The organism is Microbacterium sp. A8/3-1, from assembly GCF_040267695.1.
Lineage (GTDB): Bacteria > Actinomycetota > Actinomycetes > Actinomycetales > Microbacteriaceae > Microbacterium > Microbacterium luteolum.
Window position 1 is genome coordinate 3,073,295 of sequence record NZ_CP158357.1, and the last position, 22,830, is coordinate 3,096,124.

A 22,830-nucleotide genomic window follows, 5' to 3' on the forward strand; every position below is an offset into this window, starting at 1 on the left:
CCGTCGATCACCGCGCGAGCGTGTCGTCCAGCCAGTCCAGCACGCGGCGATTGAGCAGCGAGCGGTTTCGCATCGAGCAGTGCCCGCCGGCTCCTTCCGCGGCGGTGAGCTCGAGGACCGTGGCGTCACGCAGCGCCGCCGCGAAGGCCGGGACGGCCGCGGCGATCGGGTCGCCCTCGGCCTGCGTCAACAGAACCGGGCAGCGGATGGCGTCGACGTCGTCGATGCGGTACTCGGCGCTCTTCGCGAGGAAGCTGCGCAGATCGCTCACCCCGTTGACCCAGAACCCTCGTTGGATGATCGACCAGCGCAGCTTCCGGTTGCTCTCGATGACGCCCATCAGCCGGTCGAGCACGCTGTCGTCGAGGGTCAGGAGGTTCGCCGCCTCGTCTTCGGTCGCGCCGAGCTGGCGTGCGAATCCCGCGAGACCGGCCCCGAGGTCCCACTGACCCGGATCCGCGATGCACGCGGCGATCCGCGAGTCGCCCGAGGCCGCGCGCGGTGCCAGGTAGCCGCCGAGGCTCCAGCCGCTGACCACGATGCGGTCGGGGTCGACGAGGGGCGACGTGCGAGCGTGATCGATCACGGCTGACACGACCACTTCCCAGTCCGGTCGCATCGGCACGCCCTGCTCGAAGAGCACGGCGCCCTGCCCTGGGCCGTCGAACAGGAGGCAGTGGTACCCCCGCTGCAGTGCGGCGACCGCCGAGGCGAAATAGGAGTCCGTCACCGTCGCGTCGTAGCCGTTCACGAGGATGAGGAGCGGACGCACCTCGTCCTCGTGGCCGACTGCGGGAATCAGATAGACGGGAATCCGCGCGTCTCCCAGCGCCACGGACGCCGGCTGGACGCCGCGAAGAGCCAACCCCGCATCGAAGGCCGAGATCTGCCGGCGGAACCCCTCGAGCAGCCGCGGGTCGACGGGGTCGCCGAACAGCGGGTGATAGGCGCTGGCGTAGAACGCGCTCGCCCGCAGGTAGAGGTCGGATGCGCTCTGCCGCCCCCGCGCCGCCGCGGCATCCGCCTCCGCCCGCAGCCGATCGCCCGCGCTGACCCACGCGTCGAAGAACGCGCCGTCGTCCCCGTCCCCGACGGCGGCGGCGACGGCGGCGACCTCCCCGTGATCGCCTCCACCGGAGGGCGTGTAGCCCCACATCCATGTGCCGAACTCCTCATGGAACGGATCGCTGAACAGGGCTCCCGGTGACGCGCTCATGCCTGAACGCTAGACGCGGCGCGCGTGCGTGTCACCGCAGCGGAGGACATTGGCGACCTGGGTCCCCACGGGTGCGCACGAGCACGTCGTGCTGGGGACTCAGGTCTCTCGCGAACGGTCCGGGTCTGCTCCTAGCGTCGGGTTCATGACTGAAACCTCGACCGCCGTCCGACGCCGTCTGAGCCGTGTCGTGGCCGCTGCGATCGGACTCGGCTTCGCCGCCACGAGCATCCTCGTGGCCTCTCCGGCGCTCGCCGCCGTCGACGGCGACCTCGCCACCACCACCACCGTGGAGATCGCCGGCGACCTCCAGCTGCAGTCGATCCGCTACGAGTTCCAGGAGGATGGCATGCCGGCCGCCCCCGGGCCCAACGTCGAACCGGGCCCCTCCAGCACGACCTCATCGGCGACGTGGTCTCTCGGCACGACGGCGGGCTCCCTGCACTCGCAGATGGTGGCCCGGATCGTCGACTTCGACCGGACGACGGACTACTGGATCAAGGCGTTCGCCTATGTGCAGGAAAGCAGCCTGATCTACGGCAGCGACTGCCAGATCTTCCACGGCGACCCCGCCGCCGCGGGTGCGGAACCGCTGGCCGAGGAGAACTCCCCGTACCAGTGCTGGTCGCATGGACACAGCAACACCTCGGGCGAGCATCCTCGGCGGCTGTTCACCGAGACCTTCACGATCACCTCGCTGAACTGGGCGACGGCGCGCGGCGCCATCATGCCGCAGGGCACCCTGAAGCTCGGCGACGGGCACCTCGAGTCCCCGAGCACCCGCTTCATCGTCGATGGCCGCTGGTACCCGAGCGACCCGGCCGAGCAGGGGCCGTACGTCACCATCGAGTCGGGTGCGACCTTGAACTTCGCGGCCTTCCGCCGCAACGGAGAATCGGATGCCAACGCGGAGGGCCTGTTCTCCTACCGGATCTACGACGGCGGCGTGCCCACCCGGTTCTGGGTGTCGGGCATGGCCTCGAACTGGCGCGGGGTCGAGTTCAACTGGGATTACGACTGCAAGATCTACGACGGCGACCCGCTCGCCGGAGCCCTCCCCGTCAGCGCATCGCCGTACAGCTGCGACATGTCGACGACCAAGATCGACGGCAACGCCGACTACCGGGTCGACTTCACGGTGAGCGTCGGCGCGATCGAGACCCTCGGTCCGCTTCAGGCCCGCGACCTGATCGCCGTCGGCTGCGGGGACCCGACCGACGCGTGCTACTTCGTGCCGACGGCGGACGACGCCGTCGTCGAGCCCGGCAAGGTGCTCGGCGCCCCCTACGCGAACACCGGATCGGAGGAGGCCGACTACTCGTTCTACTACGCCACCAACCGCTCGGTGACGCACACGTTCGACCTGACGGTCTCCGCCGAGGTCAACGTGTTCGACGTCTTCAAGGCGTCGATCAAGGCGGCGTACGGATATGAGAACACGAACGAGACCGACAAGAAGTGGGTGGCGACCATGAAGGTCCCGGCCCACGAGGAGGGCTGGTTCGAGTTCGCGCCCGCCTACCGGAAGATCTCCGGCGACTTCCTCTTCGAGGTGGACGGCACCTGGTATCGCGTCACCGGCGGCAGCTACACCGTTCCGGATGATCGGCTGACGGGGCAGCTGTCGTCCTTCACGCGACCCGTCGTGTCGTCTCCGGGCGGGGGTGGAGTGGGTGCGGAGCCTCCGACGACGACCGCACCGCTCAACCCGGCGCTGGCCGGATCGGCCGGCAGGGGCGGAAGCGGGAAGCTCGCAGCGACAGGTGCCGACGTCGACGTGGCGGCGATCTGGTTGGCGATCGCGGCCGTACTGGCCGGTGCCGGGCTGCTCAGCACGAGGTTCGTGCGACGCCGCTCTGCCCGACGTTCGCTCTGACCACCGCCGAGGCGGGGCCCCGAGGTGCGGGCCCCGCTGCGGCGACGGTCAATCCCGGTTCAGGAACAGGATGACCGCGTGCACGCGCCGATGCGTGTCGGCATCGGGAGGAAGGCCCAACGCGCTGTAGATGCGCGACACATGCTGCACGACGGCCTTCTCGGTGAGGAAGAGCGTGGCGGCGATGCTGGCGTTGCTGCGCCCTTCGGCCACGAGCGCCAGCACTTCCTGCTGGCGAGCCGTGAGGCTTCCCACCGCGCCCTCGGAATGACGAGCGCGTCCGACCATGACCGCGATGACGTCCGGATCCAGCGCGGTGCCGCCGCCCGCGACGCGCTCCAGATCGGCCAGGAACGTGTCGACATCGGCGATCCGCTGTTTGAGCAGGTAGCCGACGCGATCCGTCCCCCGCTCGAGGAGGTCCTTCGCATAGCGGCGCTGGACATGCTGCGAGAGCACGACCACGGCGGTGCCTGGGTGGTCGCGCCGGATGCGGAGCGCCGCGGCGAGCCCCTCGTCCGTATGGGTCGGCGGCATCCGGATGTCGGTGACCACGAGGTCGGGTCGATGATGCGCGACGGCGGCGAGCATCTCGTCGGCGTCGCCGACGGCGGCGACCACCTCGTGTCCGCCCGCCTCCAGGACCAGCTCGAGCCCTCGTCGGATCAGTGCCTCGTCTTCGGCGATGACTACTCGCACGGCACCTCCGTCCACACCGTCGTTCCCCGACCGGGCGCGCTCGAGATGGAGATGGTTCCGCCGATGGCCTCCACACGGTCCGCCAGTCCGCGAAGGCCGGTGCCGGCATCCATCGATGCGCCGCCGCGCCCGTCGTCCTCCACACCGAGCCGCAGTCGTCCGTCTTCGAGGACGAGTCGCACGCGCACACTCGAGGCGCGAGCGTGCTTGACCACGTTCGCGAGGGCCTCGGCGAGCACGAAGTAGATCGTGGCCTCGGCGAGATCACCGAGGCCGGCGTCGCTGACATTCGATTCGAACGTGGTCGAGATCGGCATGCGATCGGCGAGATCCTCGGCAGCGGCGCTCAGGCCGCGCTCGACGAGGGCAGCCGGCACGAGATCGCGCACGAGCGTGCGCACCTCGGTCGCAGCGGCGTCGATGTCGACGCGCAGTCGGGTCGCGCGCTCCGCCACGGTCGGAGCGGGAGCGGAGGCGATCTGCTGGGCCTCGAGCGCCAGCAGGACGAGCTGAACCTGGAGCCCGTCGTGCAGATCGCGCGCGATGCGGCGGCGTTCGAGGTCGGCGGCCTGGACGATGCGCTCCCGCGAACGCAGGAGGGCCCGGCGACTCGCCCGCAGGTCGGCCGTGAGCCGCTCGCGCTCGACCGCGATCGCCACGATCCGTCCCGCGGTGTGCACGAGCTCGGGATCGGTGAGCAGCGCCGCGTCGTATTCGATCGCACCGATCGCGCGCCCCTCCAGGGTGATCTCTTGCCAGCCGCGCCGAGGATCCGTGCGGGTCCCATCGGGCGCCGCCCTGCCATCGGCATCGAGGAGCATCCCCCGATCCTCCGCCCAGAAGTACAGCCGCAGCGACGGGTCGCCGAGCGTGCGGGCGAGCGCGACCACCAGGGGCTGCCTCGACGTGTCGGCGGCGCCGAGCCATGTCCCGAGCTCCTCCAGCTCCCCGGTGCGCGCGAACCCGCCGCGCAGCAGCCCCAGCGTGAACGCGATCGGGATGCCGGCGACCGCCGCGAACTGCAGCAACCCTCGGACGGCCGGTTCGACATGGAACAGCCTGTCGAGAGCGATCGCGATGAGAGGCAGGAACAGCACGGTGATGATGCCGTAGGAGAACAGCGGGATCAGCACACGACGGTGCACGGCATCCGCTCGGCGAAGCCGGCCCCAGAGCACCGCGGCCACGACGAGCATGATCCCCGTCGCCACGACCGTCTGGACCGTTCCCATGATCGCGACGAGACCCGGAGCGTCGGCGATCGCGAACGGCGGGTACGAGCCCGCAGGGTCCAGCAGGTACTCCGGCATCTGCAGCACGAGCGACGTGGTGTAGAGCGCGATCACGAGCGCGCGCGAGAGGCGGTCGGGAAGCCGTCCGGTCGGGAAGGCGAGCAGCAGGTGCACGGTCGCAGGAAGTGCCAGCGTCGCTCCGATCGCGCCGATGGCGAGGAGCACCGGAACCTCCGTGTTCGCGATGCCACCGATCAGGACCATGAACCCCGCGACGACGATGAGGGGTCCCATCCCGTTGCTCGGCCGGCGCAGCCAGGCGATCAGACCGGCGACGACGTAGATGCCGAAGATGATCGGCAGCACAGCCAGCAGCAGACCGGCCGGTCCGTCGAGCGGCATCAGACCGATCACCGTGATCATCAGCAGCGCCGAGAACAGCGCCACGATGAGCAGCGCATGGTTGAGCGACCGCGCAAGCGCCGGTTGCACGCGGGGGATTTCGGACATCGGGGCCTTTCCGACGGGCGACGTCTCCCATTGTGGCGCGTCGCCCTCGCGCCGTGGGCCGTCCGGGGCCGATAGGCGACCTATGTCCATAGCGGAAGCCGCCCGTTTCTGGGATCGTCGAGGTGAGCGGTGCGTCATGCCTCATGAGGGAACCGAGCGGGAGGAACGTCGTGAACCGACACGGAGATCGAGCGCCGCGAGGTCGGCGCCTTCTGCTCGTCGCCGCCGCGCTCGCCGGCGTCGTCGGAGCTGCCGGATGTGCCGGCCCCGCGCCCGTGGAGCCTGAACCTTCGGCGTCTTCGGCGGTCGTTCGACCGGATGCTCCCACGGGCGAGCTTTCCGAGGAGCTGCAGTCGCAGCTCCAGACGTCGCTCGAGGAGACGATGACGGAGTTCGGCGTACCCGGAGCGGCCATGGGCGTCTGGATCCCCGACGAGGGCAGTTGGACGACCGCGTCCGGCCTGGCGGACATCGAGACCGGCGAGCCCGTCGACCTCGACATGATGTGGCCGATGCGCAGCGTCACGAAGTCGTACACGGTCACGCTCCTGCTTCAGCTGGTCGACGAAGGCGAAGTGAGCCTGGACGACACCATCGGGCAGTACGTCGACGGGGTCACCGACGGCGACGTCATCACCCTGCGGCAACTCGCGGAGATGTCCAGCGGAAACGCGGACTACACCAACGACGACTTCCTCGCCGCCTTCACCGAGGATCCCGATGCGATCTTCACCCTCGACCAGCTGAACGGCTTCATGCTCGGAAAGCCGGCGCAGTTCGACCCCGGCACCGAGAAGGTCTACACGAACGCCAACACCAACCTACTCGGTGCTGTCATCGAGGAGGTGACCGGTCAGGAGTTCGCCGATGTGATCGACGAGCGCATTCTCCAGCCGCTCGGGCAGACCGGCACACGGTACATCGTGGATGCGGCGACCTGGACGGAACCCCACCCCGTGGGTTACGCCCCGGGCGAGGGAGGCCTCGCGCCGCAACCCTCGAACCTCTCGATCTTCGGCCCCGCAGGTTCCATGATCACGACACTCGACGACGCCCGCGTGTGGGGCCAGACGCTTGCGACGGGAGCCCTGCTGGAGCCCGCGACGCAGACGGAGCGCCAGGAGGGGGCGCCCTTGGATGCCGGACCGCCCTACGACATCTACGCGCTCGGCATGGGCGAGACGGACGGATGGTGGGGGCACAACGGCGAGGGGCTCGGTTTCACGGCCGCCGTGTTCCACGACCCCGAGTCGGGCGCGACCGTCGCGGTGTTCATGAACGAGTCGAACGTCCCGGATGACGTGCACCCGGCCGACCAGATGTTCCGCCGCGCGGTGGAGATCCTCACGACAGGAGCAGTTCTATGACCGGTAGCGTCCTCCGCATCGGCGCCGCCGCCTTCGCACTGGCTCTCGTCGCGGCGACCGCGGCCGCCTGCACGGCGGATGCCCCTGACCTGACCTCCGACGGATCGGTTCCCGGTCTCCCGGACGAGGCGTGGAAGGTCATGAACGAGCCGCAGTATGCCAACGCCCGCTGGATGATCTCGGTGTCCGACCTCGACACGGGCGAGGTGCTCATCGACCTCGACGGCGACAAGATGGCGGAGCCGGCGTCGTTCGTGAAGAGCTACAGCGTCGGTGCCGCCTGGCTGAACTGGGGACCCGACCACCAGATCGTGACGCCGGTCAAACACACCGGCGACCTCGTCGGGACGACGCTGCAGGGCGATCTCGTCCTCGTGGGCAAGGGCGACATCACGTTGGGCGGGCGGACGAAGGACGACGGCTCCGTCGACTACACGAACCTCGACCACAACGACGCGAATCCTCTGCCGGGCGCCACGCTCACGACGGAGGACCCGCTGGCAGGCATCGACGACCTCGCGCGTCAGGTCAAGGCGTCGGGAATCGACACCGTGGCCGGGGATGTCGTCGTCGACGACCGCCTCTTCCAGGGCGAGCTGGCCGGAGAATCGATCACGCCCATCGTCGTGAACCAGAATCTGATCGATGTCCTGGTGACCCCGGGTGAGGCGGGTCAGCCGGCGACGGTGGAGATGACCCCCGCCGTCGCGCCGTGGCGCATCGTCGGCCAGGTCGACACCGTGGCGGCCGGGGCCGACGCGTCGATCTCCGACCCGGAGTCCGCGCAGCACGGAGAGATCACGATCGGCGGCACGATCGCCGCCGACAGCGAACCGGTGCTGAAGGTGTTCGCGCTGGAGGATCCCGCCACCTTCGCGCGCACCGCCTTCATCGAAGCGCTCGGCCGGGCCGGCGTGACGGTGAGCAGCGACTCGGTCGCCGTGAACTCGACGGCGACGCTGGCGGACACGGAGAGCGTGGACGCGCTGCCCTCGGTCGCCGAGTTCGCATCGCTGCCGCTCGCCGAGCAGGCCACGTACATCATGAAGATCAGCTACAACCGCGGTGCGCAGACCTACGTATGCCTTCTGGCCGTCGAGGCCGGCAAGGATGACTGCAGCACGGGGATGGAGGAGGTCGGCCGGATCTGGTCGGAGGCCGGGCTCGACATCGAGGGGGCGGCACTCGTGGACGGTTCCGGCCTCAACGGGAACTTCGTCACGCCGGAGAACGCCGTCGCTCTGCAGACGATCATGGCCGAACGATCCGACGCCGACCGCTGGAAGGCGACCATGCCGATCCTCGGGGTCGACGGCTCGCTCGCAGAGGTGCAGCCGGACAGCCCTGCCGCAGGCCACGTCTTCGCCAAGACGGGAACACTGGTCGGCGGCGACGAGCTCAACGACCGCTTCCGGCTGAACACCAAGGCGCTCGGCGGTGTCATGGAGACCGAGAGCGGCCGGAACCTGGCGTTCATCATCATCATGAACCAGGGGTTCGCGTCCGAGATCGACGGGGTCTTCCAGGCGAACGACGACGTGGGCGAGGTCGCCGCCAGCATCCAGCAGCACTACTGAGTCCGCGGCGCCTCCGGGCGGGCGGTCGTCAGCGCTTGATGCCGACGTAGACCGTGTTCGACGAGACCCCGCCGGTGAGGCGGTTGTCGAAGTCGACGACGTGCGCGCGACTGTCGTCGAAGACCGCACCGAGCGTCTGCAGGAACTCGTCGTCGGGCGGATCGTCGGACCACAGTGCGAAGACGCCACGGTCGGCGAGGTGCCGCGCGAGAGCGGTGAGTCCCGCCTCGGTGTACAGGTCGGCGTGGCTCGGGTCGAGCGTGTGCCGGGGTGAGTGGTCGACGTCGAGAAGGATCGCGTCGTGGCGCCGGCCGGGTGCACCGCGCATGACGGCGAAGAAGTCGTCGTGGGTCAGCGTCGTCCGGGAGTCGTCCACGAGCTGCGCCGACACCGGCAGCAGCTTCCGCTCGTGCCACCCGATCACCGCGGGGAGCGCGTCGATCACCTCGAGTCGCGCCACGCGCGCATCGCCGAGCGCGGTCACGGCCGTGTAGCCGAGGCCAAGTCCGCCGACGAGCACGTTCAGGCGGTCACCCGTCGCGGCGGCGAGTCCCAGGGTCGCGAGCTCCTCCTCGGCGACGGTGAAGAGGCTCGACATCAGGTACTCGTCCTCGAGCCTGACCTCGTAGATCATCTCGCCCGTCGCGGGGTCCGCGCGACGGCGGAGCATGAGCTCACCCATCCGCGTCTTCTGCCAGTCCAGCTCTTCATACCGTGCGATCATCGCGGAGCCTCTCCTCGGCAGACGTCCCACCCTACGCGCCCGGCCGCTCCGTGGTCCGCGCTCTGGCCGGATTTCCCCACCTCGACCGATCCGGCCCCGCGCCGTGGAGCCGGTGGCAGACTGAGCGGATGCCGGTCTACTGGGTCAACACCTTCACGAGCATCCGTGATCCGGAGCGTCTCCGTCTGTACGTCGATCTCGCCGGTCCGGCGATGCTCGCCGGGGGAGGGCGTTTCATCGCGCGCGGGGAACCGCTCGCCGTGCTCGAGGGCGAGTCGGCGCTGCGCACGACCATCATCGAGTTCCCCGACCTCGAAGCCGCCGTCGCGGCGTATCACTCGGACGCCTATCAGCAGGCGCTGCACACTCTCGGAGACGCGGCGACCAGGGAGATCCGGGTGATCGACGCGGCGCCGCCGGCCGAGTGAAGCGGCGAGCCGGATCTCACCGCTCGGCTGCGCGGACCGTCGCCAGGAACTGGTCGACAGCGTCCTCGACGCGGGCGACCATGCGCTCCGGTCCTTCCATCGACCCGAGGAGGGCGGCCCCCTCGATCGTGGCGAGGGCCATGTCTGCGAGGACTCCGGGGGCGATGCGGTTGCGCCGTGCACCGCTGCGGGCGTCGCGTTCCGCCGCGTCCGACAGCGTCCTCAGGCGCGCCGACAGGGCGCGCTGCACTTCCGGGCCGTGCCGGTCTATCGCGTAGGTGAGGAAGCGATAGTACGCAGTCATCTCGGCGCCGAGGGATGACACGTGCGTGAGAGCGTCCGTCAGGCTGGTGGACGCGGCTCGGACGGCCCCTTCGAACCCGTCGAACCCATCGGCCGGTGATGCGCTGTCGGCGACGATGTCGATGAAGTACGACCGGATGGCGGCCGCGAAGAGCTCGTCCTTGCTCGTGAAGTGGTGGTAGAGCGCGCCCTTGGACATTCCGGTCTCGCGCACGATGTCCGACATGCTCGTGGCGTCGTATCCCTTGGCCAGGAAGAGAAGGAACGACGTCTCGAGGATACTCGCTCGCGCGGACCCCTTCTCCGCGATCACGCTCGCACCCCACGCGGAGCGGTCGTCGCCTTCTCTGGCACGCCGTGATGCGCGACCCCGAACGCGAAGACGACCTTCACGACGAACAGGGCGGCCGTCGCGACCAGGAAGAGCGGTGCGCTCGCCGGCATCCAGATCACGACGCCCACGATCCCGATCGCCATCAGTGCGCCGCCGATGCCGACCTGCGAGCGGCTGCCGTGGAGAAGGTTGACCACTGCCGCTGACAGCAGGACGTACACCGTCACCAGGAGCAGGGGGACCACGGCAACGCCGAGGAGAGCGCCGATCGCGACGAGATGCCAGTGGACGGCGATGAAGACCCACCGGCTGATCGGACGCGTCGCGTAGTGCTGATCTGTACCGGGGGTGAAGTTGGCGACGCATCCTGCGGCGATGTCCACGATCAGCAACCCCGCCAGCACTGCCCGCCAGAGGGGCACCGCGGCGAGCGTCTCGCCGCCCGCGATGCCGATCGCCACGCCGAGGCCGATCGCCGCGGCGGCGATCACCATGAGGTCCGCAGGGGTCTGGGCGCGGCCGAGAATCTCGTGGAACACCTTCGGCATCGGGATCGAGCGCTGCATGGGTCGATACTAACGCACCCGACCGACCGGTCGGTCGGAGATCTACGCCACCGTATCGAGCAGCGACTTCGCCACCCGTCGGGCCGCGGGGAACGGGTTCGGGAAGGTCTCCATCCCGACGGTGACGATGGCGCCCTCGTAGAGCAGCATCAGCGCTTCTGCCATCGCTCGAGAATCCGGCACCCCCGCCTCTGTGCAGAGGTCTTCGAAGACGTCGAGCAGCCACACCTTCTGGCGCGCCACCTCGGGGAAGACCGGGTGCCCGTCGTGCTCGTCGCCGATCTCGGCGCGGGCGTTGATCGCGCTGCACCCCTTCGAGCTGTTCTCGTCGGACCAGGACTCGGCGGCGTCGAAGATCGTCAGGATCCGCTCCACGCCGGGCCCGGGGGAGCGCTCGAGACTCGCCGCCACGTGCTCGCGCCATCGCGCGTCACGGTGCTGGAGGTACGCGACGACCAGCGTCTCCTTCGAGCCGAACCGGTCGTAGAGGGTCTTCTTCGTGACGCCGGCGGCCTCCGCGATCGTGTCGACCCCGACCGCATGGATGCCGCGTTCGTAGAAGAGGTGCGACGCGGCATCGAGCACCCGGCGGGCGCCGGGAGTGAGTGGGGCGAGCTCGGGGATCGACTGCTTCATGCCCTGAGTATACCAACCTGTATAGTCGAGGAATGAGTATACAGATCGGTATAGTCTCTGCCTTCCTCACGGTCGCAGCGGCCACGGCGTTCGTGGTCACCTGGAGCTCCGGGTTTCTCATCGCGGCGATCGCGACCGTCGATGCCGCGCCGGTGACGCTGCTCGTCTGGCGGTTCGTGCCGCTGGCGGGCGTCCTGCTGATCGTCGCCTTCGCCACCGGGGCATTCCGCGGCATCACGGCGTCCGACCTCCGCTGGCAGGGCGCCGTCGGCCTGTTCGCGCAGTTCGGTTACTGCACGGCGACCTATGCCGCTCTCGCCGCCGGCATCGCGACGGGAACGGTCGCCCTGATCGACGCCGTGCAGCCGCTCGTGATCGCCCTGCTCGTCGGCCCTCTCCTCGGCCTGCGCGTGCGCGGGGTCCAGTGGATCGGCCTGATCCTCGGGGCGGTCGGCGTCGTGTTCGTCGTGCAGTCGCAGCTCGGCCAGTCCGACGCGCATCCGCTCGTGTACCTCCTTCTCGCCGTCGCGATGGCGTGCCTGATCGCCGGCACGATCATCCAGCGTCGACGCGACCCGAGGACCGCCGTGTTTCCGACCCTGGCGATCCACGCCGCGGTGTCGGCGCTCGCGCTCGTGGTGCTCGCCGCCGCGACGGGCACCCTCCTGCCGCCCGCCTCGGCATCCTTCTGGGTGGCGACCGCGCTCGCCGCGGCGTTCCCGACGCTCGCGGCGTACGGGCTCTACTGGTGGCTGCTGCGCCGCGTCGGCATCACGGCGCTCAACGCCCTGCTCTTTCTCATCGCCCCGTTCACGGCGGTGGCCGGAGCCATCCTGCTCGGAGAGGTGCTGACCGTCGTGACGCTGCTCGGTTTCCTGCTCTGCGGCCTGGGCGTCGGGATGGTGCTCGCTTCGGAGGCCCGCGCAGGCCGAGCGCGAAGGCCCCGGTCAGAGGTGGAGAACGCCCTCGCCCACGATGATCCCCGTTCCGGAGATCGTCACCACGGCACCGTCGACCTGCAGCCCGATGCGGCTCGGGCGGCCGAGCGCCGTTCCCTGCTCCACCGTGATCGGGGCGCCCTCGCGTGCGAGTCCGTCGCGCACGAGGAGTGCGGCGAGCGGACCCGCGGCCGTGCCGGTCGCGGGATCCTCGACGATCCCGACCGTCGGATTGAAGAACCGCGCGTACGCGTCGATCCCTGAACCTGGCTCGACGGCGGTCGTGTAGAGGTAGCAGCCTTCGGCGCCGACGTCGGCCAGGAACTCGCGCAAGCCCGCGGTGTCGGGCTGGGCCGTGTCGACGGCATCCGGGTTCCGCGCGGTAACGAGCAGATGCTCGGCACCCGTGGAGACGACCTGCGCCGCGCGATCGTCACTGAGGTCGGTCGCATCGAGCCCGAGGACCGCGGCGAGGGCGCCCCGCCGCTCGCCGGCGACCGCCGTCAGGAACCGCGGCTCCGACTGCTGCATCGTGACGACCGCTCGGCCCGCGCCATCGCTCGTGGTGGTGACCGGGAGCAGTTCCTCGCCGATCTGCTGCACGTACCGCCCGCCGTCCTCATCGAGTCGACCGGATGCCGCCAGCCACAGCCACGTGCCCATCGCGTTGTGCCCCGCACCGAGCACTTCGAAGCCGCCGGGGGTGAAGGACCGCAGGCGATGATCCGCGCCAGGCAGCGTCGGACGCACGAGGAAGGTCGTCTCCGACTGGTTGAACTCGCGAGCGATGGCCTGCATGGTCTCGGTCGTCAGCGCATCGGCATCCGGGACGAGCGCGAGCGGGTTTCCCGCGAGGGGAGCGGTGGCGAACACGTCGACCCAGAAGAAGGGCACATCCATCGACAGTTCCTCCTGGATCGTCGGGTGAGTGCTCCCATGCTAGAAAGCCCGGCACCGCGCGTCTATGCGTCGTGACGTGCGCGGTCCCGCCGGCGTCATCATCGGCCTCGTGGAAGAGCGCGGCTGATCGGTCAGGCGCCGGATGCCGTCAGCTGGTCGTGCAGGTTGAACACCTCGACGAGCGGCGTGGCGGCCTGGTCGGCGCGTCCCACGAGCCCGACGAAGAACTCCGCCATCGCCGCCTCCCACCTCGCCGCGACGGGGGAGGCGGCGAGGTAGGTGCGGGCGGCCTCGTCGTCGTCGGTCTCGTAGTAGCCGAAGAGCCGACCGCCTTCGCCGAGGAAGAGCGAGTAGTTGCGTCGGCCGGATGCCGCGATCTCGGCGAGCATCTCGGGCCAGACCGGCGTGTGGCGGGCGACGTACTCATCGACCATTGCCGGGGCGATCTGCAACTGGAAGGCGATTCGTTCGGTCATGTCCTGTCCTTTGCGCGTCGCTCGTGCTGATCGGGGCGGAATGAATCGATTCATCGTAGCCGCTCGGATCGCCGCTCCGCGTATGGCACTCATGTCCGAGGCAGTACTGTGGCGGCGATCACCGCGTTGACGATGATCGCGTTCATCGTGCGGGTCACGGCGGAGGAGGCGGCGGACGCGCCCCAGTCACCACGCTCGAACTCCTTGCCCCGCGCGTAGACGTCGCCACTCCACGGAATCTCCTTGTGGAACTGCGGAAGCGTGCCGCTAGCGGAGAGGAGCGCGATGCTCGCACCAGTGCGCGCATCGGGGGTCTCGCCGTCGACCAGTGCGGCACGTACCCGCTCCATCAGGGTCGCTCGTCGCTCGCTTCCGAGGGTGAGCTTCGTCGATGGGAAGATGCCGAGCGTCTTGCCCTTCGTTCGATTCAGGTCGCGCCGGGCGACCAGGCGATCCAGAACAGGACCGCGCAGTTCAGGGCCGATCGCGGCGAGTGCCGTCTGCACGTCCCGCGGCTTCGGCGACAGGTACGCCCATGCCGGGTCGAGCAGCGCATCCGGCAGGGGCCCTTCGCCGGTCGCCTCGACGCGCGTCGAGCCGCGGTGCTCCTGCGCCTCGGTCCGTCCGGCGAGAGCGAGGTCGGCGAGAACGGCACCCCCGAGCACGTAGAAGAGGATGTTCTCTCCGGCGATCGATCCGGAGTCGGGCTGGAAGAGCAGAAGCAGTGTGTCCTCGACCAGTAGGGGGTCCTCCGACATGCGTGCCAGGTCATCCGTCATGGGGTTCTCCTTCGTCGTTCGTGGCGGCATGCGCAGCCAGGATCTCTCTGGCCAGCGCGCTCGCGCGGCCGAGCACATTCAGCTGTGCCTCGTTGTAGAGCTCGGTGTACGTCTCGACGAACGTCTCCTGCGTCACGCGCTCACTCTTCGACAGGTGCTCGGCGGGCTGCAGCAGCCAAGGGAAGTCGGACAGGTGCTGGGCGAGCTGCGGTGCCAGCGCCTCGGCGAGACGCTGGCGGACGGCGTCGTCGGCATCGGGTGAGAGAGCGTCGAACTCGGCGCTCGCATCGTCGGGGTCGGCCTGGACCATCTGCCGGAGGTCGGTCATCGCCGACTCGTCGTAGAGCTGCTCGTAGATGAGCATGAGCGACCGATCCGCGTCGGACATGGTCGCCGCGACGCCCTCGAATCCGGCCGGAACATCTGTTGCGGTCGCGCCCTCCAGGATGGCCCGGATCTCGGCACGCGCCCGCTGCAGGCGCTCGATACTCGCGGCGAGATCGGCGTCGATCGCGAGCAGCGCCGGCGCAGCGTTCGCACCGTTCGAGACACCGACCGCCTCGATCTGCGCGAGCGGAACGCCGAGGTCGCGGAGTCGACGAATCTGCAGCAGTCGCACGAGGTGCCGTGCACGGTACTGCTTGTACCCGTTCGACATCCGCTCCGGCTCCTCGAGCAGGCCTGAACGGTGATAGTGCCGGACCGTGTTGACGGTCGTCCCGGCGAGATCAGCCAGTTCGCGCGTGCTCCATGCCATCTGCTCTCCACTCCTCTCGTCAGGTCTGCGTCCATTCAAGACCCTGTTCCCGGAACAGGGTCAAGGGCGGCGTGGCGAATCGGCCCGTGCTTGACCCTGTGGTGAGAACACGGTCTTGACTGCATGTCATGGACAATCCCTACCCGTGGCTGCAGGACTTCATCAACCAGGTTCCCGAGCTTCTCCAACCGCTCATGGTCGCGCTCGTCGCAGCGATCCCGTACATCGAGGGGGAGGGCGCGGCCGCGTTCGGCATCATCGCCGGCATCAACCCGATCGTCGCGGCCATCGCCGCCGCGGCCGGGAACATCCTGTGCGTGATCGCGGTGGTGCTCCTCGGCTCGCGCATCCGCGGCGGCGTCGTCGCCCGTCGTACTGCGCGGGCGAAGTCGAGTTCGGCAGCAGGGACCGTTGCCACGTCGCAGGGCGCCCTCGCGACGTCGGCCGCGACCGCGGTCGCTGAGAAGGATGCCGACGCGCAACCGGACCGCCGGTCGAAGGGGCGGGCGAAGCTGCGCGGCTGGCTGGTGCGTTTCGGCGTGCCGGGCGCGAGCATCCTCGCGCCGATCGCCCTGCCCACCATGCTGACGGCCGCGTTCTTCGTCGCGTCGGGCGTCCGCAAGGAATGGGTCATCCTCTGGCAGGTCGTCGCGATCGTGCTGTGGACCGGAGCCGTCGCGGCGGCAGCCACCGGGGTTCTCGCCCTGCTCGGTTGGTGAGGGTCGATCAGATGAACATGACGCGGTGGGTGGGTCGGTCGGTGTAGTCGCGGCCGAGGGGGCTGTGCCAGGTGATGGTGCCATCGCGTTCTTGTCGCGCCGTCCACCGGTGCGTGTCCGGGATATCGGGATGTTTGAGGGTGTGGTGGCGGCGGCAGAGGTGGGCGAGGTTGTCGATCCGGGTCTTGCCGCCTCGCGCGTGGTCCTGGTTGTGGTCGATGTCGCACCGGTGCACGGGCATCCGGCAGCCGGGGAACCGGCAATGCTGATCCCGGGCACGCAGGAACCGCCGCATCCCCTCCGTCGGGGAGTACGTGTCGGTCTGAGTGACCATCCCGTCCGGATCGAGGAACAAGCGCGACCACCCGGTGCTCCGCCCAGCGAGATCCCGCGCGATATCGGGATGTATCGGCCCGTACCCATCGAGCTCCGCCGGACGGTCATCCTCGCCGGCCAGCGTGGTCCCGGCGATCGTCACCTGGATGCGCCCCTGGATGTTGTCCAGCCCGTCACCATGCACGGCGCTGGGGTCGGCGGTGAGGAGCAGGTCGGCGAACAGATCCGCCTGCACCTGATCCCACGTGCGTGTGTCGGCGGGGATGTGCTCGATGTCGTCATCCGGGTCGAGAGCGAACGTGTCGCCATGGGCGATCACGGGTTCCCGGTCATCGCGCGTGGTCATCACCTGGCGGGCCATCTGCGCCAGCCGGTCCGCGATCGCGTTCGCAGCCCACTCCGGCAGCACGGCGGTCAGCAGGGCGAGCCCGTCACCGACCGAGCGGACCTTCACGCATCGCTCGCCCGCCGCTCGCTTGTGCCGGTCCGTGACCGTCTCTCCGACCAGCGCTGCGGCGACCTGTGCCGCGTGCGCCCTGGTCCGAGCCGCCGTCTCCCGCTCCGCGAACACCAGCACCGCGGTCTCGTACAACCCCATCACCTCGGCATCCACACGCTTGTTGCGGATCGCCTCCGACACGATCGCACTCGCCCGCACGATCTCCCGCACATGCCCCGCACCGATCCGTCCGGCATCGAACGCCGCCCGCACCTCCGGCAACGCTGTGCTCACCACCAGCGCATCGGTGAACGCATACTCCACGGATCCGGTCGGGATGCGCGAGGCGGCGGAGAACTCCGCGACCATCGATCGGTACATCGCATCCCGGTGAAACCCGTTGCCCGACACATCCGCATCATGGAAGGCGATCTGCTCGACCATGAGCCCCAGGGCTTCCGCCTCGAGCACCGCGATCTGCCGCTTCTTCTCGACCCACGCATCCAGCACACGACGGCGTCCCTCGAGATCGAGGTCGAGATCAGTCCGCCGCTGTGCCATGCCTCCAGATTAGAACGTATGTACTAATATGGCAGCATACGAATCCCGCGGGCTGAAGACCTGCGTCAGGGGCGGACGCGAACCGTGCGGCCCTCGAACGTCACCAGATCGCCGTCGTGGAGCTGGCGACCGCGGCGGCGATCGACCTCGCCGTTGACCGTCACGTAGCCGTCGATCACGACCTCCTTGGCGTCGCCGCCGGAGTCGAGCAGACCCGAGAACTTCAGGAACTGTCCGAGACGGATCATCTCGCCGCCGATGGAGACGTCGTCGATCGGGCCCTTGTTCGTCATCCTTGAATGCTAGCCGTCGGGGCAGAGCCTCAGGCTGCGATGAACCGCGCGATGGATGCCGCGGTCTCCGAGGAGTCCTGCAGCATCGGCAGGTGACCGGTGGGGATGCTCTCGCGCCAATCTCCGGCGAGGCGCCCGGCGAAGCGCTGCTGCATCGATTCCGGCAGCTCGCGGTCCTGCGTCGTCATGAGGTATCCCGCGCGCCCCGTCCAGGAGTGCCCGCGAGTCCGGTCGAGGTACAGCTCCCGAGGTTCGGTCGTGAAGTCGGTGACGATCCGGTCGGCCAGCGTCTCGTCGAGTCCGTGGCCGAGCCCGCGACGGATGGCCGACTCCGGAGGACGCGTTCCGCCGAGCCGAAGTGCCAACGGCAGGATCACCCTGTTCGGGAAGGGCATGGCGGAGGCGAAGGACTCGCCCGAGCGCGGAACGACGGCCGATACGGCGAGCACGCCGTTCACCCGCTCCGGTGCGAGCCGCAGGATCTCGCTGGCGACCACGCCGCCGATCGAGTGGGCGACGACGGTGAACGTGTCGTCGTCGACGGCCGCGATCGCCGCTTCGGCGTAGTCGCGCAACGACGGCGCGTCTGCGGTCGGCCGCGGCGCGACCACCGACGCGAAGGGGAGTTCGCGCCGCACGTCGTCCCAGATCCACGGGCTGAGCCCGGCGCCGCTGAGGAACAGGATGGTTTCGGAGGAGTTGATCATCCTTCGATCATTCCGGGCGCGAATGTCACTCCTATGTCACTATTTATCTGTGAATCGCACCGACCGGCTCTACGCCATCCGTGAGGAGCTGCGGCGTGCCGGTCCGGCGGGACGGACGGCCGAGCGCCTGGCGGCCACCTTCGAGGTCAGCACGCGCACGATCAAGCGCGACATCTCGACGCTGCAGCACTCCGGGTTCCCGGCCTGGGCGAGACCCGGGCCGGGCGGCGGCTACGTCGTCGACCCCGGTGCCACGCTGCCGCCGGTGAACTTCACCGAGGCCGAGGTTGCCGGCCTCGCCGCCGCCGCCGCGGTTCATCGCGACCAGCCGTTCGCCGAGCACCTGCGCGGTGCACTGAACAAGGCCCTGAGCGTGATGGACAGCGGGGCCCGCGACCGCGCATCCTCCCTCACCGACCGCATCTGGATCGACGCGACCGCCGCTCCGGCGAGTGCGAAGGTGGAGCGCTCCCTCGAGCACGCGCTGAACGACATGCGGGTCATCACCCTCGACTACGTCGACCACAAGGGTGCCGCCACGACGCGGAGGGTCGACCCGATCATCCTCGCGCTCACCCGGGGGCACTGGTACTTCGTCGGCCACTGCCGGCTGACCGACGGCATCCGCTGGTTCCGCACGGATCGCATCATCGGCGCGAGACTCACGAAGGAGCGCGCTTCCGTCATCCCCGTGGATGCGATCGGGGCCCCGCCGTCGTCGGCGTCGTCGCTCACCGACCGCTAGCTCCGAGGCGCTGCGATCCTGCTCCAAGCCGACTGATCTGCCATCATCGAACCAGGAACGCCGGGGTGCCTCTCGCCCGAGAGCGCGCGACAGCCGGTCGCGTTCGGAACAGGGGCATCATGGCCGAGCAGTCGTCAGCGGGGAAGCGGTTCTGGAACCGGGGCGGCATCTGGCGGGTGCTGCTGCTCGCCGCGGTCTACCTCGGCGTCTACGAGCTGATCGGATTCCTGATCGGTCTGGTCGTGCACGTCGAAGACGGCCGGCACGGCGGGACCGACAGCGCGGCATCCGTGTTCTTCGGCACCGCCCTGCCCCTCATCATCACCAGCCTGCTGCTGCTCGGCTTCGCGGCATCCGTCGGCTGGCTGAAAGAGCTGTTCTCAAGGCAGGCGCTCGGCGGCCGCCGCTGGATGTGGATCGGCCTGATCGTCGTGCTCGTCATCAACGTCGCCGCGCTCCTCAGCATCGACTACGGCAAGGCGGGAATCCCGCTCGTCGGCACGTGGCTGTTCGCGGGGCTGCTCATCGGCCTGGTCGAGGAGCTTGTCACGCGTGGATTCGTCGTGAACCTCATGCGCAAGGGCGGGCATGGCGAGATCGCCGTCGCCCTTGCCTCGGCGGGCATCTTCGCGGCTCTGCACTTCACGAACCTCTTCACGTCGGAGCAGGGGCTGGGGACCACGCTCGTGCAGATCGTCTACACCTTCGCGTTCGGCATCTGCATGTACCTGATCCTGCGGGTGACGCGCACGCTGATCGCGCCGATGCTCGTGCACGCGAGCACGGACCCGTCGATCTTCCTCTTCGGCGAGTTCCACACGACGGGCAACCCGCTCATCCTCCTCCCCACGCTGAGCACCTACATCGTGATCGTCACGGGCTTCATCCTGCTGATCGTGTTCCTGGTCAGCGAGCGCCGCCGCCGACGGGCAGAGGTCGCGGCTTCGGCGAGCTGACCGACCCTCGCCACCGGACGCCGGCCGCGATCAGGGTCGGGCGAGATCTGGGTCTACCGCCGATGCCGAGTGCTCGGCGACAAGGACCTGCTGCCCGACGCCCGCCAGCACGGGCTCTCCCTCGGTCTGATCGGCCGCGTCGTGCTCGCGATCCGGCACGGCGAGCGGCAGCGCTGCACGGCGTCGCAGATACTGCGCCTGGGCCCAGTCGATGGGCGTGCTCACGGCAGCACCACGCCCTTGCCGCCCACGACGTTCGCTTCCAGATCGTGGTGCGCCTGTGCGATGTCGTCCATGGCGTACGTCCTGCCGATGGGGATCCGCGCCTCGCCCGCGGCGACCGCGTCCAGGAAGTCCTGCAGCACTCGCGGAGGCAGGTCGGCGGCTTCGCCGGAGTACGAGGTGAGGCGCACGCCGTTCGGCAGCCAGTCCATCGGGTAGAAGTCGGGGATGGTCCACTGGTCCGACAGCATCCCGGTGAAGCAGACAACGCCGCCCGAGCGGACGCTGCGCAACGTGTCCCGCATCACGTTCACCCCGACGAGCTCCACGGCTCCGTCGACGCCGTCCGGGACGATGTCACGGACTCGTTCAGAGATCTCTCCGTCGTCGACGAGCACGTGATCGACGCCGACGCTCTCCAGCAGCGGGCGGCGGCTCTCGCTGCGGGTCGTCGAGAGGACCTGCATCCCGCGCTGCTTCGCCAGGACCGCCAGCGCCAGGCCGACCGATGACGTGCCACCCCTGATCAGGAGACTGTCGCCGTCGCCCGCTCGCACGCCGATCGCCAGAGAGCCGTACGCGGTCTGGAGCATCTCGGGCACCGCGCCCACGACCTCCCACGGCAGCTCGCTCCGGAACGGGATGACCTGCGCTGCGGGCACCCGCACGAACTCGGCGTATCCGCCGTCGAACTCGCGACCCATGCCGCCCATCATCGTCATCACCTGCTGGCCCGGCAGGAACTGCCCTCCCGGAGCCTCCTCCACGACGCCGGTCGCCTCGATGCCGGGGATCCGCGGAAAACTGCCGCTGTAGGCCAGGCCTTTTCGGAAGTGCAGCTCCGAGCGGTTGAGGCCGAAGGCCTTCACGCGGATGAGGACCTGATCGTTCGAGGCTCGCGGCCTCGGCACTGTGCGCACGGCAAGCACCTCGGGACCCCCGGGGGCCTCCACCACCACGGCACGCATCGAATCGTTCATCGGATCACCGCCTGCTCGACGGTCAGGGATCGATCGAGTCGAGAGAGGAGCGAGGTGACCTCGGCGAGATCGTGCCCTGCAAGGTGGTCGTCGAGAGCATCCTTCATCGCCTGCGCACCGAGAGCCAGCGCAGTCTCGCCGCTCGCGGTCAGAGCGATCAGGGAGGAACGGCGATCCGTGGGATGCGGCCGCCGCGCCGCCAGCCCCTCACGTTCCAGACGATCGACGAGCTTGCTCGCCGCGCCCACGGTGATCCTCAGTTCATCCCGGAGTTCCTGCACGCGACTGGCGGGCGCGAATCGTTCGACGACGCGCAGAGCCGAGAGGGTCGCGAGTCCGGGTGCTCCGGTGTGCCGCACCCTGGCGTCGAGGTGGTTCCACAGGTCGGTCTCGTAGCGAACGAGTGCGTCGAAGAAGTCCATGTCGGGTGCAACGCGCCTGTGCAGCGTTTATATTCCCAGGAATTGACTTCCTTGGAATCTGTCCGGTGCGGGCTGCCCCGAGGGCAGGCCAAGCTGCCCGTCGCCGCCACGGTCTCGGATGCGGTGGGCGGGGCGTGGAGGACCCCGCCCACCGGCCGTCCAGTCAGGGAGACGGCGATTCGCCTCCGCCCCGGGACCCCTCCCGAGGCGAGTGCTCTCCCAGTCGACCAGACGCGCGTCCACGTATCCGGATGCAGGTGTGAACACCCAGGCGAAGTGCGATCGGGGATCAGTCGTCGATGTCGGTTCCGACGACCGCGAACTCCGCGGTGAAGTCGATGTCGATCGAGCGCTTGTCGGAGGTGAGGACCGAGGCGTCGTAGGGGCTCACGTCGTCGCCGTCGACATCGAGGTCGGTGATCATCCCGTCGGCCTCGGCGAGAGCCGCGGAGACGAGCGATCGGATCGCCTCGTCATCCAGTGCGAGCGTGGGGCCGGTGTCGTCGCCGTCCGCGATCTCGGTGGAGACGACCGTGGCCGCGCTCTTCTCATCGACGCGCACCTCGGTCTCGTCGCCGGACGCGGTGGTCAGCTGCACCTCCCAGCTGCCGTCGCGCTTCGCGTCGATCGAGGTGACCTCGCCCTCGGCGGCAGCGCGCGCGGCATCCGCGATCTCGATGAGTTCGTCTGCGGAGTCCGTGCCGATCGCAGTCGCGGAGCTCTGGCCGGCGGATGACGTTCCGCCGTCGCTGCCGTCGTCATCCGCGTCGTCGACGTCGTGGCGGGCGCCGTCCGACACCGAGGACCGGTCGTCGTCATCGCCGAGCTCGTCACCCATCGCGGCACCGACGGCGACACCGCCGCCGATCAGCACGACGGCCGCGGCGATCCCGCCGCCGATCAGGAGCGCGCGCCTGCGCCGCGGCTTGGCCTCGACGGGAGCGGATGCGACGGGCGCTGCCGCCGGGTGCTGATCCGCTGCCTGGGCGTGCGGTGCGGCATCCGCTGCCGGCGTGACGGGCACGGTGGGCTGGTCGGCGCTGCGGTCGGGAGTCTGGTCGGGAGTGAGGTTCTTGTCGTCCATGTGTCGATGGTCCCGCGCCGGCACTGAAGCCTTCCTGAAGCGTCCTGA

The 22,830-nt window shown here is 69.2% G+C and carries 25 protein-coding genes and 1 pseudogene; 8 read left to right on the plus strand and 18 right to left on the minus strand.

Annotation, left to right across the window (positions count from 1 at the left end):
* Positions 1 to 7 precede the first annotated feature (7 nt).
* Positions 8 to 1,216 (minus strand): alpha/beta fold hydrolase, encoded by a 1,209-nt coding sequence (locus ABS642_RS15020; protein WP_350350718.1) that lies wholly within the window; start codon positions 1,214 to 1,216, stop codon positions 8 to 10.
* 145 nt (positions 1,217 to 1,361) lie between these two features.
* On the opposite strand from ABS642_RS15020, the gene ABS642_RS15025 reads away from it, so the two are divergent.
* Entirely contained in the window at positions 1,362 to 3,092 is a 1,731-nt protein-coding gene (locus ABS642_RS15025) for a hypothetical protein (RefSeq protein ID WP_350350719.1), read from the plus strand.
* A 48-nt stretch (positions 3,093 to 3,140) separates the two neighbouring features.
* Here ABS642_RS15025 and ABS642_RS15030 read toward each other — a convergent pair whose 3' ends face one another.
* Entirely contained in the window at positions 3,141 to 3,791 is a 651-nt protein-coding gene (locus ABS642_RS15030; RefSeq protein WP_350350720.1) for a response regulator transcription factor, read from the minus strand.
* The gene (locus ABS642_RS15035; RefSeq protein WP_350350721.1) at positions 3,782 to 5,533 is read right to left on the minus strand and encodes an ATP-binding protein; all 1,752 of its coding nucleotides are present in this window, start codon (positions 5,531 to 5,533) and stop codon (positions 3,782 to 3,784) included. The genes ABS642_RS15030 and ABS642_RS15035 overlap by 10 nt, the downstream gene beginning before the upstream one ends.
* A gap of 170 nt (positions 5,534 to 5,703) precedes the next feature.
* Here ABS642_RS15035 and ABS642_RS15040 point away from each other — a divergent pair, with 170 nt between their 5' ends.
* Positions 5,704 to 6,900 carry a serine hydrolase domain-containing protein gene (locus ABS642_RS15040; RefSeq protein WP_350350722.1) on the plus strand — a complete coding sequence of 399 codons (1,197 nt, stop codon included), beginning with the start codon at positions 5,704 to 5,706 and terminating at the stop codon, positions 6,898 to 6,900.
* Positions 6,897 to 8,477, plus strand: coding sequence for a D-alanyl-D-alanine carboxypeptidase/D-alanyl-D-alanine-endopeptidase (dacB, locus tag ABS642_RS15045; RefSeq protein WP_350350723.1), 1,581 nt, complete (start codon positions 6,897 to 6,899; stop codon positions 8,475 to 8,477). Before ABS642_RS15040 ends, dacB begins: the two co-directional genes overlap by 4 nt.
* Positions 8,478 to 8,505: 28 nt before the next feature.
* Here the strand turns inward: dacB and ABS642_RS15050 are convergent, their stop codons facing one another.
* Positions 8,506 to 9,201, minus strand: a complete 696-nt coding sequence (locus ABS642_RS15050; protein ID WP_350350724.1) for a spermidine synthase — start codon at positions 9,199 to 9,201, stop codon at positions 8,506 to 8,508.
* Positions 9,202 to 9,329: 128 nt separating this feature from the next.
* Here ABS642_RS15050 and ABS642_RS15055 point away from each other — a divergent pair, with 128 nt between their 5' ends.
* Positions 9,330 to 9,629, plus strand: a complete 300-nt coding sequence (locus ABS642_RS15055; RefSeq protein ID WP_350350725.1) for a DUF1330 domain-containing protein — start codon at positions 9,330 to 9,332, stop codon at positions 9,627 to 9,629.
* 16 nt (positions 9,630 to 9,645) lie between these two features.
* On the opposite strand, the gene ABS642_RS15060 is transcribed toward ABS642_RS15055, so the two are convergent.
* From ABS642_RS15060 to ABS642_RS15070, 3 genes are read right to left on the minus strand one after another with little or no spacing between them, the layout of a single operon-like run.
* Complete coding sequence (locus tag ABS642_RS15060; RefSeq protein WP_350350726.1) at positions 9,646 to 10,245, minus strand: helix-turn-helix domain-containing protein; 600 nt, start codon at positions 10,243 to 10,245, stop codon at positions 9,646 to 9,648.
* The gene (locus ABS642_RS15065; protein WP_350350727.1) at positions 10,242 to 10,832 is read right to left on the minus strand and encodes a hypothetical protein; all 591 of its coding nucleotides are present in this window, start codon (positions 10,830 to 10,832) and stop codon (positions 10,242 to 10,244) included. Before ABS642_RS15065 ends, ABS642_RS15060 begins: the two co-directional genes overlap by 4 nt.
* A gap of 42 nt (positions 10,833 to 10,874) precedes the next feature.
* Positions 10,875 to 11,468 (minus strand): TetR/AcrR family transcriptional regulator, encoded by a 594-nt coding sequence (locus tag ABS642_RS15070; protein WP_350350728.1) that lies wholly within the window; start codon positions 11,466 to 11,468, stop codon positions 10,875 to 10,877.
* A 32-nt stretch (positions 11,469 to 11,500) separates the two neighbouring features.
* Here ABS642_RS15070 and ABS642_RS15075 point away from each other — a divergent pair.
* A pseudogene (locus ABS642_RS15075) lies at positions 11,501 to 12,316 on the plus strand (DMT family transporter); the annotation flags it as partial.
* A 99-nt stretch (positions 12,317 to 12,415) separates the two neighbouring features.
* On the opposite strand, the gene ABS642_RS15080 reads toward ABS642_RS15075, so the two are convergent.
* From ABS642_RS15080 to ABS642_RS15095, 4 genes are all read right to left on the minus strand, one after another.
* Positions 12,416 to 13,306, minus strand: coding sequence for a PhzF family phenazine biosynthesis protein (locus ABS642_RS15080; protein ID WP_350350729.1), 891 nt, complete (start codon positions 13,304 to 13,306; stop codon positions 12,416 to 12,418).
* 131 nt (positions 13,307 to 13,437) lie between these two features.
* Positions 13,438 to 13,782: an L-rhamnose mutarotase gene (locus ABS642_RS15085; RefSeq protein WP_350350730.1), complete on the minus strand. Its 345-nt coding sequence runs from the start codon at positions 13,780 to 13,782 to the stop codon at positions 13,438 to 13,440.
* Between the two features lie 89 nt (positions 13,783 to 13,871).
* Positions 13,872 to 14,561: a GPP34 family phosphoprotein gene (locus ABS642_RS15090; RefSeq protein ID WP_350350731.1), complete on the minus strand. Its 690-nt coding sequence runs from the start codon at positions 14,559 to 14,561 to the stop codon at positions 13,872 to 13,874.
* The gene (locus ABS642_RS15095; RefSeq protein ID WP_350350732.1) at positions 14,551 to 15,318 is read right to left on the minus strand and encodes a MerR family transcriptional regulator; all 768 of its coding nucleotides are present in this window, start codon (positions 15,316 to 15,318) and stop codon (positions 14,551 to 14,553) included. Before ABS642_RS15095 ends, ABS642_RS15090 begins: the two co-directional genes overlap by 11 nt.
* 128 nt (positions 15,319 to 15,446) lie before the next feature.
* Between ABS642_RS15095 and ABS642_RS15100 the strand changes: the two genes are divergently transcribed.
* A complete protein-coding gene (locus ABS642_RS15100) occupies positions 15,447 to 16,037 on the plus strand; it encodes a small multidrug efflux protein (protein ID WP_350350733.1) in 591 nt (196 codons plus the stop codon).
* Between the two features lie 7 nt (positions 16,038 to 16,044).
* Here the strand turns inward: ABS642_RS15100 and ABS642_RS15105 are convergent, their stop codons facing one another.
* From ABS642_RS15105 to ABS642_RS15115, 3 genes are all read right to left on the minus strand, one after another.
* Positions 16,045 to 17,373, minus strand: coding sequence for a DUF222 domain-containing protein (locus ABS642_RS15105; protein WP_350350734.1), 1,329 nt, complete (start codon positions 17,371 to 17,373; stop codon positions 16,045 to 16,047).
* A gap of 65 nt (positions 17,374 to 17,438) precedes the next feature.
* Positions 17,439 to 17,666 carry an RNA-binding S4 domain-containing protein gene (locus ABS642_RS15110; protein ID WP_282215399.1) on the minus strand — a complete coding sequence of 76 codons (228 nt, stop codon included), beginning with the start codon at positions 17,664 to 17,666 and terminating at the stop codon, positions 17,439 to 17,441.
* A gap of 29 nt (positions 17,667 to 17,695) precedes the next feature.
* Positions 17,696 to 18,373, minus strand: a complete 678-nt coding sequence (locus tag ABS642_RS15115; protein WP_350350735.1) for an alpha/beta hydrolase — start codon at positions 18,371 to 18,373, stop codon at positions 17,696 to 17,698.
* Between the two features lie 49 nt (positions 18,374 to 18,422).
* On the opposite strand from ABS642_RS15115, the gene ABS642_RS15120 reads away from it, so the two are divergent.
* A complete protein-coding gene (locus tag ABS642_RS15120) occupies positions 18,423 to 19,118 on the plus strand; it encodes a WYL domain-containing protein (protein ID WP_350350736.1) in 696 nt (231 codons plus the stop codon).
* 119 nt (positions 19,119 to 19,237) lie between these two features.
* Entirely contained in the window at positions 19,238 to 20,074 is an 837-nt protein-coding gene (locus tag ABS642_RS15125) for a CPBP family intramembrane glutamic endopeptidase (protein WP_350350737.1), read from the plus strand.
* A 30-nt stretch (positions 20,075 to 20,104) separates the two neighbouring features.
* Here the strand turns inward: ABS642_RS15125 and ABS642_RS15130 are convergent, their stop codons facing one another.
* From ABS642_RS15130 to ABS642_RS15145, 4 genes are all read right to left on the minus strand, one after another.
* Complete coding sequence (locus ABS642_RS15130) at positions 20,105 to 20,299, minus strand: hypothetical protein (RefSeq protein WP_350350738.1); 195 nt, start codon at positions 20,297 to 20,299, stop codon at positions 20,105 to 20,107.
* Positions 20,296 to 21,276: a zinc-binding dehydrogenase gene (locus ABS642_RS15135; RefSeq protein WP_350350739.1), complete on the minus strand. Its 981-nt coding sequence runs from the start codon at positions 21,274 to 21,276 to the stop codon at positions 20,296 to 20,298. Before ABS642_RS15135 ends, ABS642_RS15130 begins: the two co-directional genes overlap by 4 nt.
* Positions 21,273 to 21,698, minus strand: a complete 426-nt coding sequence (locus ABS642_RS15140; protein ID WP_350350740.1) for a MarR family transcriptional regulator — start codon at positions 21,696 to 21,698, stop codon at positions 21,273 to 21,275. Before ABS642_RS15140 ends, ABS642_RS15135 begins: the two co-directional genes overlap by 4 nt.
* A 289-nt stretch (positions 21,699 to 21,987) precedes the next feature.
* Positions 21,988 to 22,782 (minus strand): hypothetical protein, encoded by a 795-nt coding sequence (locus ABS642_RS15145; protein ID WP_350350741.1) that lies wholly within the window; start codon positions 22,780 to 22,782, stop codon positions 21,988 to 21,990.
* Positions 22,783 to 22,830: the final 48 nt, after the last annotated feature.

Coding starts and splice junctions, on each gene's coding strand:
- ABS642_RS15020 (WP_350350718.1), bottom strand. CDS start 1,216: ATGAGCGCGTCACCGGGAGCCCTGTTCAGCGATCCGTTCCATGAGGAG.
- ABS642_RS15025 (WP_350350719.1), top strand. CDS start 1,362: ATGACTGAAACCTCGACCGCCGTCCGACGCCGTCTGAGCCGTGTCGTG.
- ABS642_RS15035 (WP_350350721.1), bottom strand. CDS start 5,533: ATGTCCGAAATCCCCCGCGTGCAACCGGCGCTTGCGCGGTCGCTCAAC.
- dacB (WP_350350723.1), top strand. CDS start 6,897: ATGACCGGTAGCGTCCTCCGCATCGGCGCCGCCGCCTTCGCACTGGCT.
- ABS642_RS15050 (WP_350350724.1), bottom strand. CDS start 9,201: ATGATCGCACGGTATGAAGAGCTGGACTGGCAGAAGACGCGGATGGGT.
- ABS642_RS15055 (WP_350350725.1), top strand. CDS start 9,330: ATGCCGGTCTACTGGGTCAACACCTTCACGAGCATCCGTGATCCGGAG.
- ABS642_RS15065 (WP_350350727.1), bottom strand. CDS start 10,832: ATGCAGCGCTCGATCCCGATGCCGAAGGTGTTCCACGAGATTCTCGGC.
- ABS642_RS15070 (WP_350350728.1), bottom strand. CDS start 11,468: ATGAAGCAGTCGATCCCCGAGCTCGCCCCACTCACTCCCGGCGCCCGC.
- ABS642_RS15080 (WP_350350729.1), bottom strand. CDS start 13,306: ATGGATGTGCCCTTCTTCTGGGTCGACGTGTTCGCCACCGCTCCCCTC.
- ABS642_RS15085 (WP_350350730.1), bottom strand. CDS start 13,782: ATGACCGAACGAATCGCCTTCCAGTTGCAGATCGCCCCGGCAATGGTC.
- ABS642_RS15090 (WP_350350731.1), bottom strand. CDS start 14,561: ATGACGGATGACCTGGCACGCATGTCGGAGGACCCCCTACTGGTCGAG.
- ABS642_RS15095 (WP_350350732.1), bottom strand. CDS start 15,318: ATGGCATGGAGCACGCGCGAACTGGCTGATCTCGCCGGGACGACCGTC.
- ABS642_RS15100 (WP_350350733.1), top strand. CDS start 15,447: ATGGACAATCCCTACCCGTGGCTGCAGGACTTCATCAACCAGGTTCCC.
- ABS642_RS15105 (WP_350350734.1), bottom strand. CDS start 17,373: ATGGCACAGCGGCGGACTGATCTCGACCTCGATCTCGAGGGACGCCGT.
- ABS642_RS15110 (WP_282215399.1), bottom strand. CDS start 17,666: ATGACGAACAAGGGCCCGATCGACGACGTCTCCATCGGCGGCGAGATG.
- ABS642_RS15115 (WP_350350735.1), bottom strand. CDS start 18,373: ATGATCAACTCCTCCGAAACCATCCTGTTCCTCAGCGGCGCCGGGCTC.
- ABS642_RS15125 (WP_350350737.1), top strand. CDS start 19,238: ATGGCCGAGCAGTCGTCAGCGGGGAAGCGGTTCTGGAACCGGGGCGGC.
- ABS642_RS15135 (WP_350350739.1), bottom strand. CDS start 21,276: ATGAACGATTCGATGCGTGCCGTGGTGGTGGAGGCCCCCGGGGGTCCC.
- ABS642_RS15140 (WP_350350740.1), bottom strand. CDS start 21,698: ATGGACTTCTTCGACGCACTCGTTCGCTACGAGACCGACCTGTGGAAC.
- ABS642_RS15145 (WP_350350741.1), bottom strand. CDS start 22,782: ATGGACGACAAGAACCTCACTCCCGACCAGACTCCCGACCGCAGCGCC.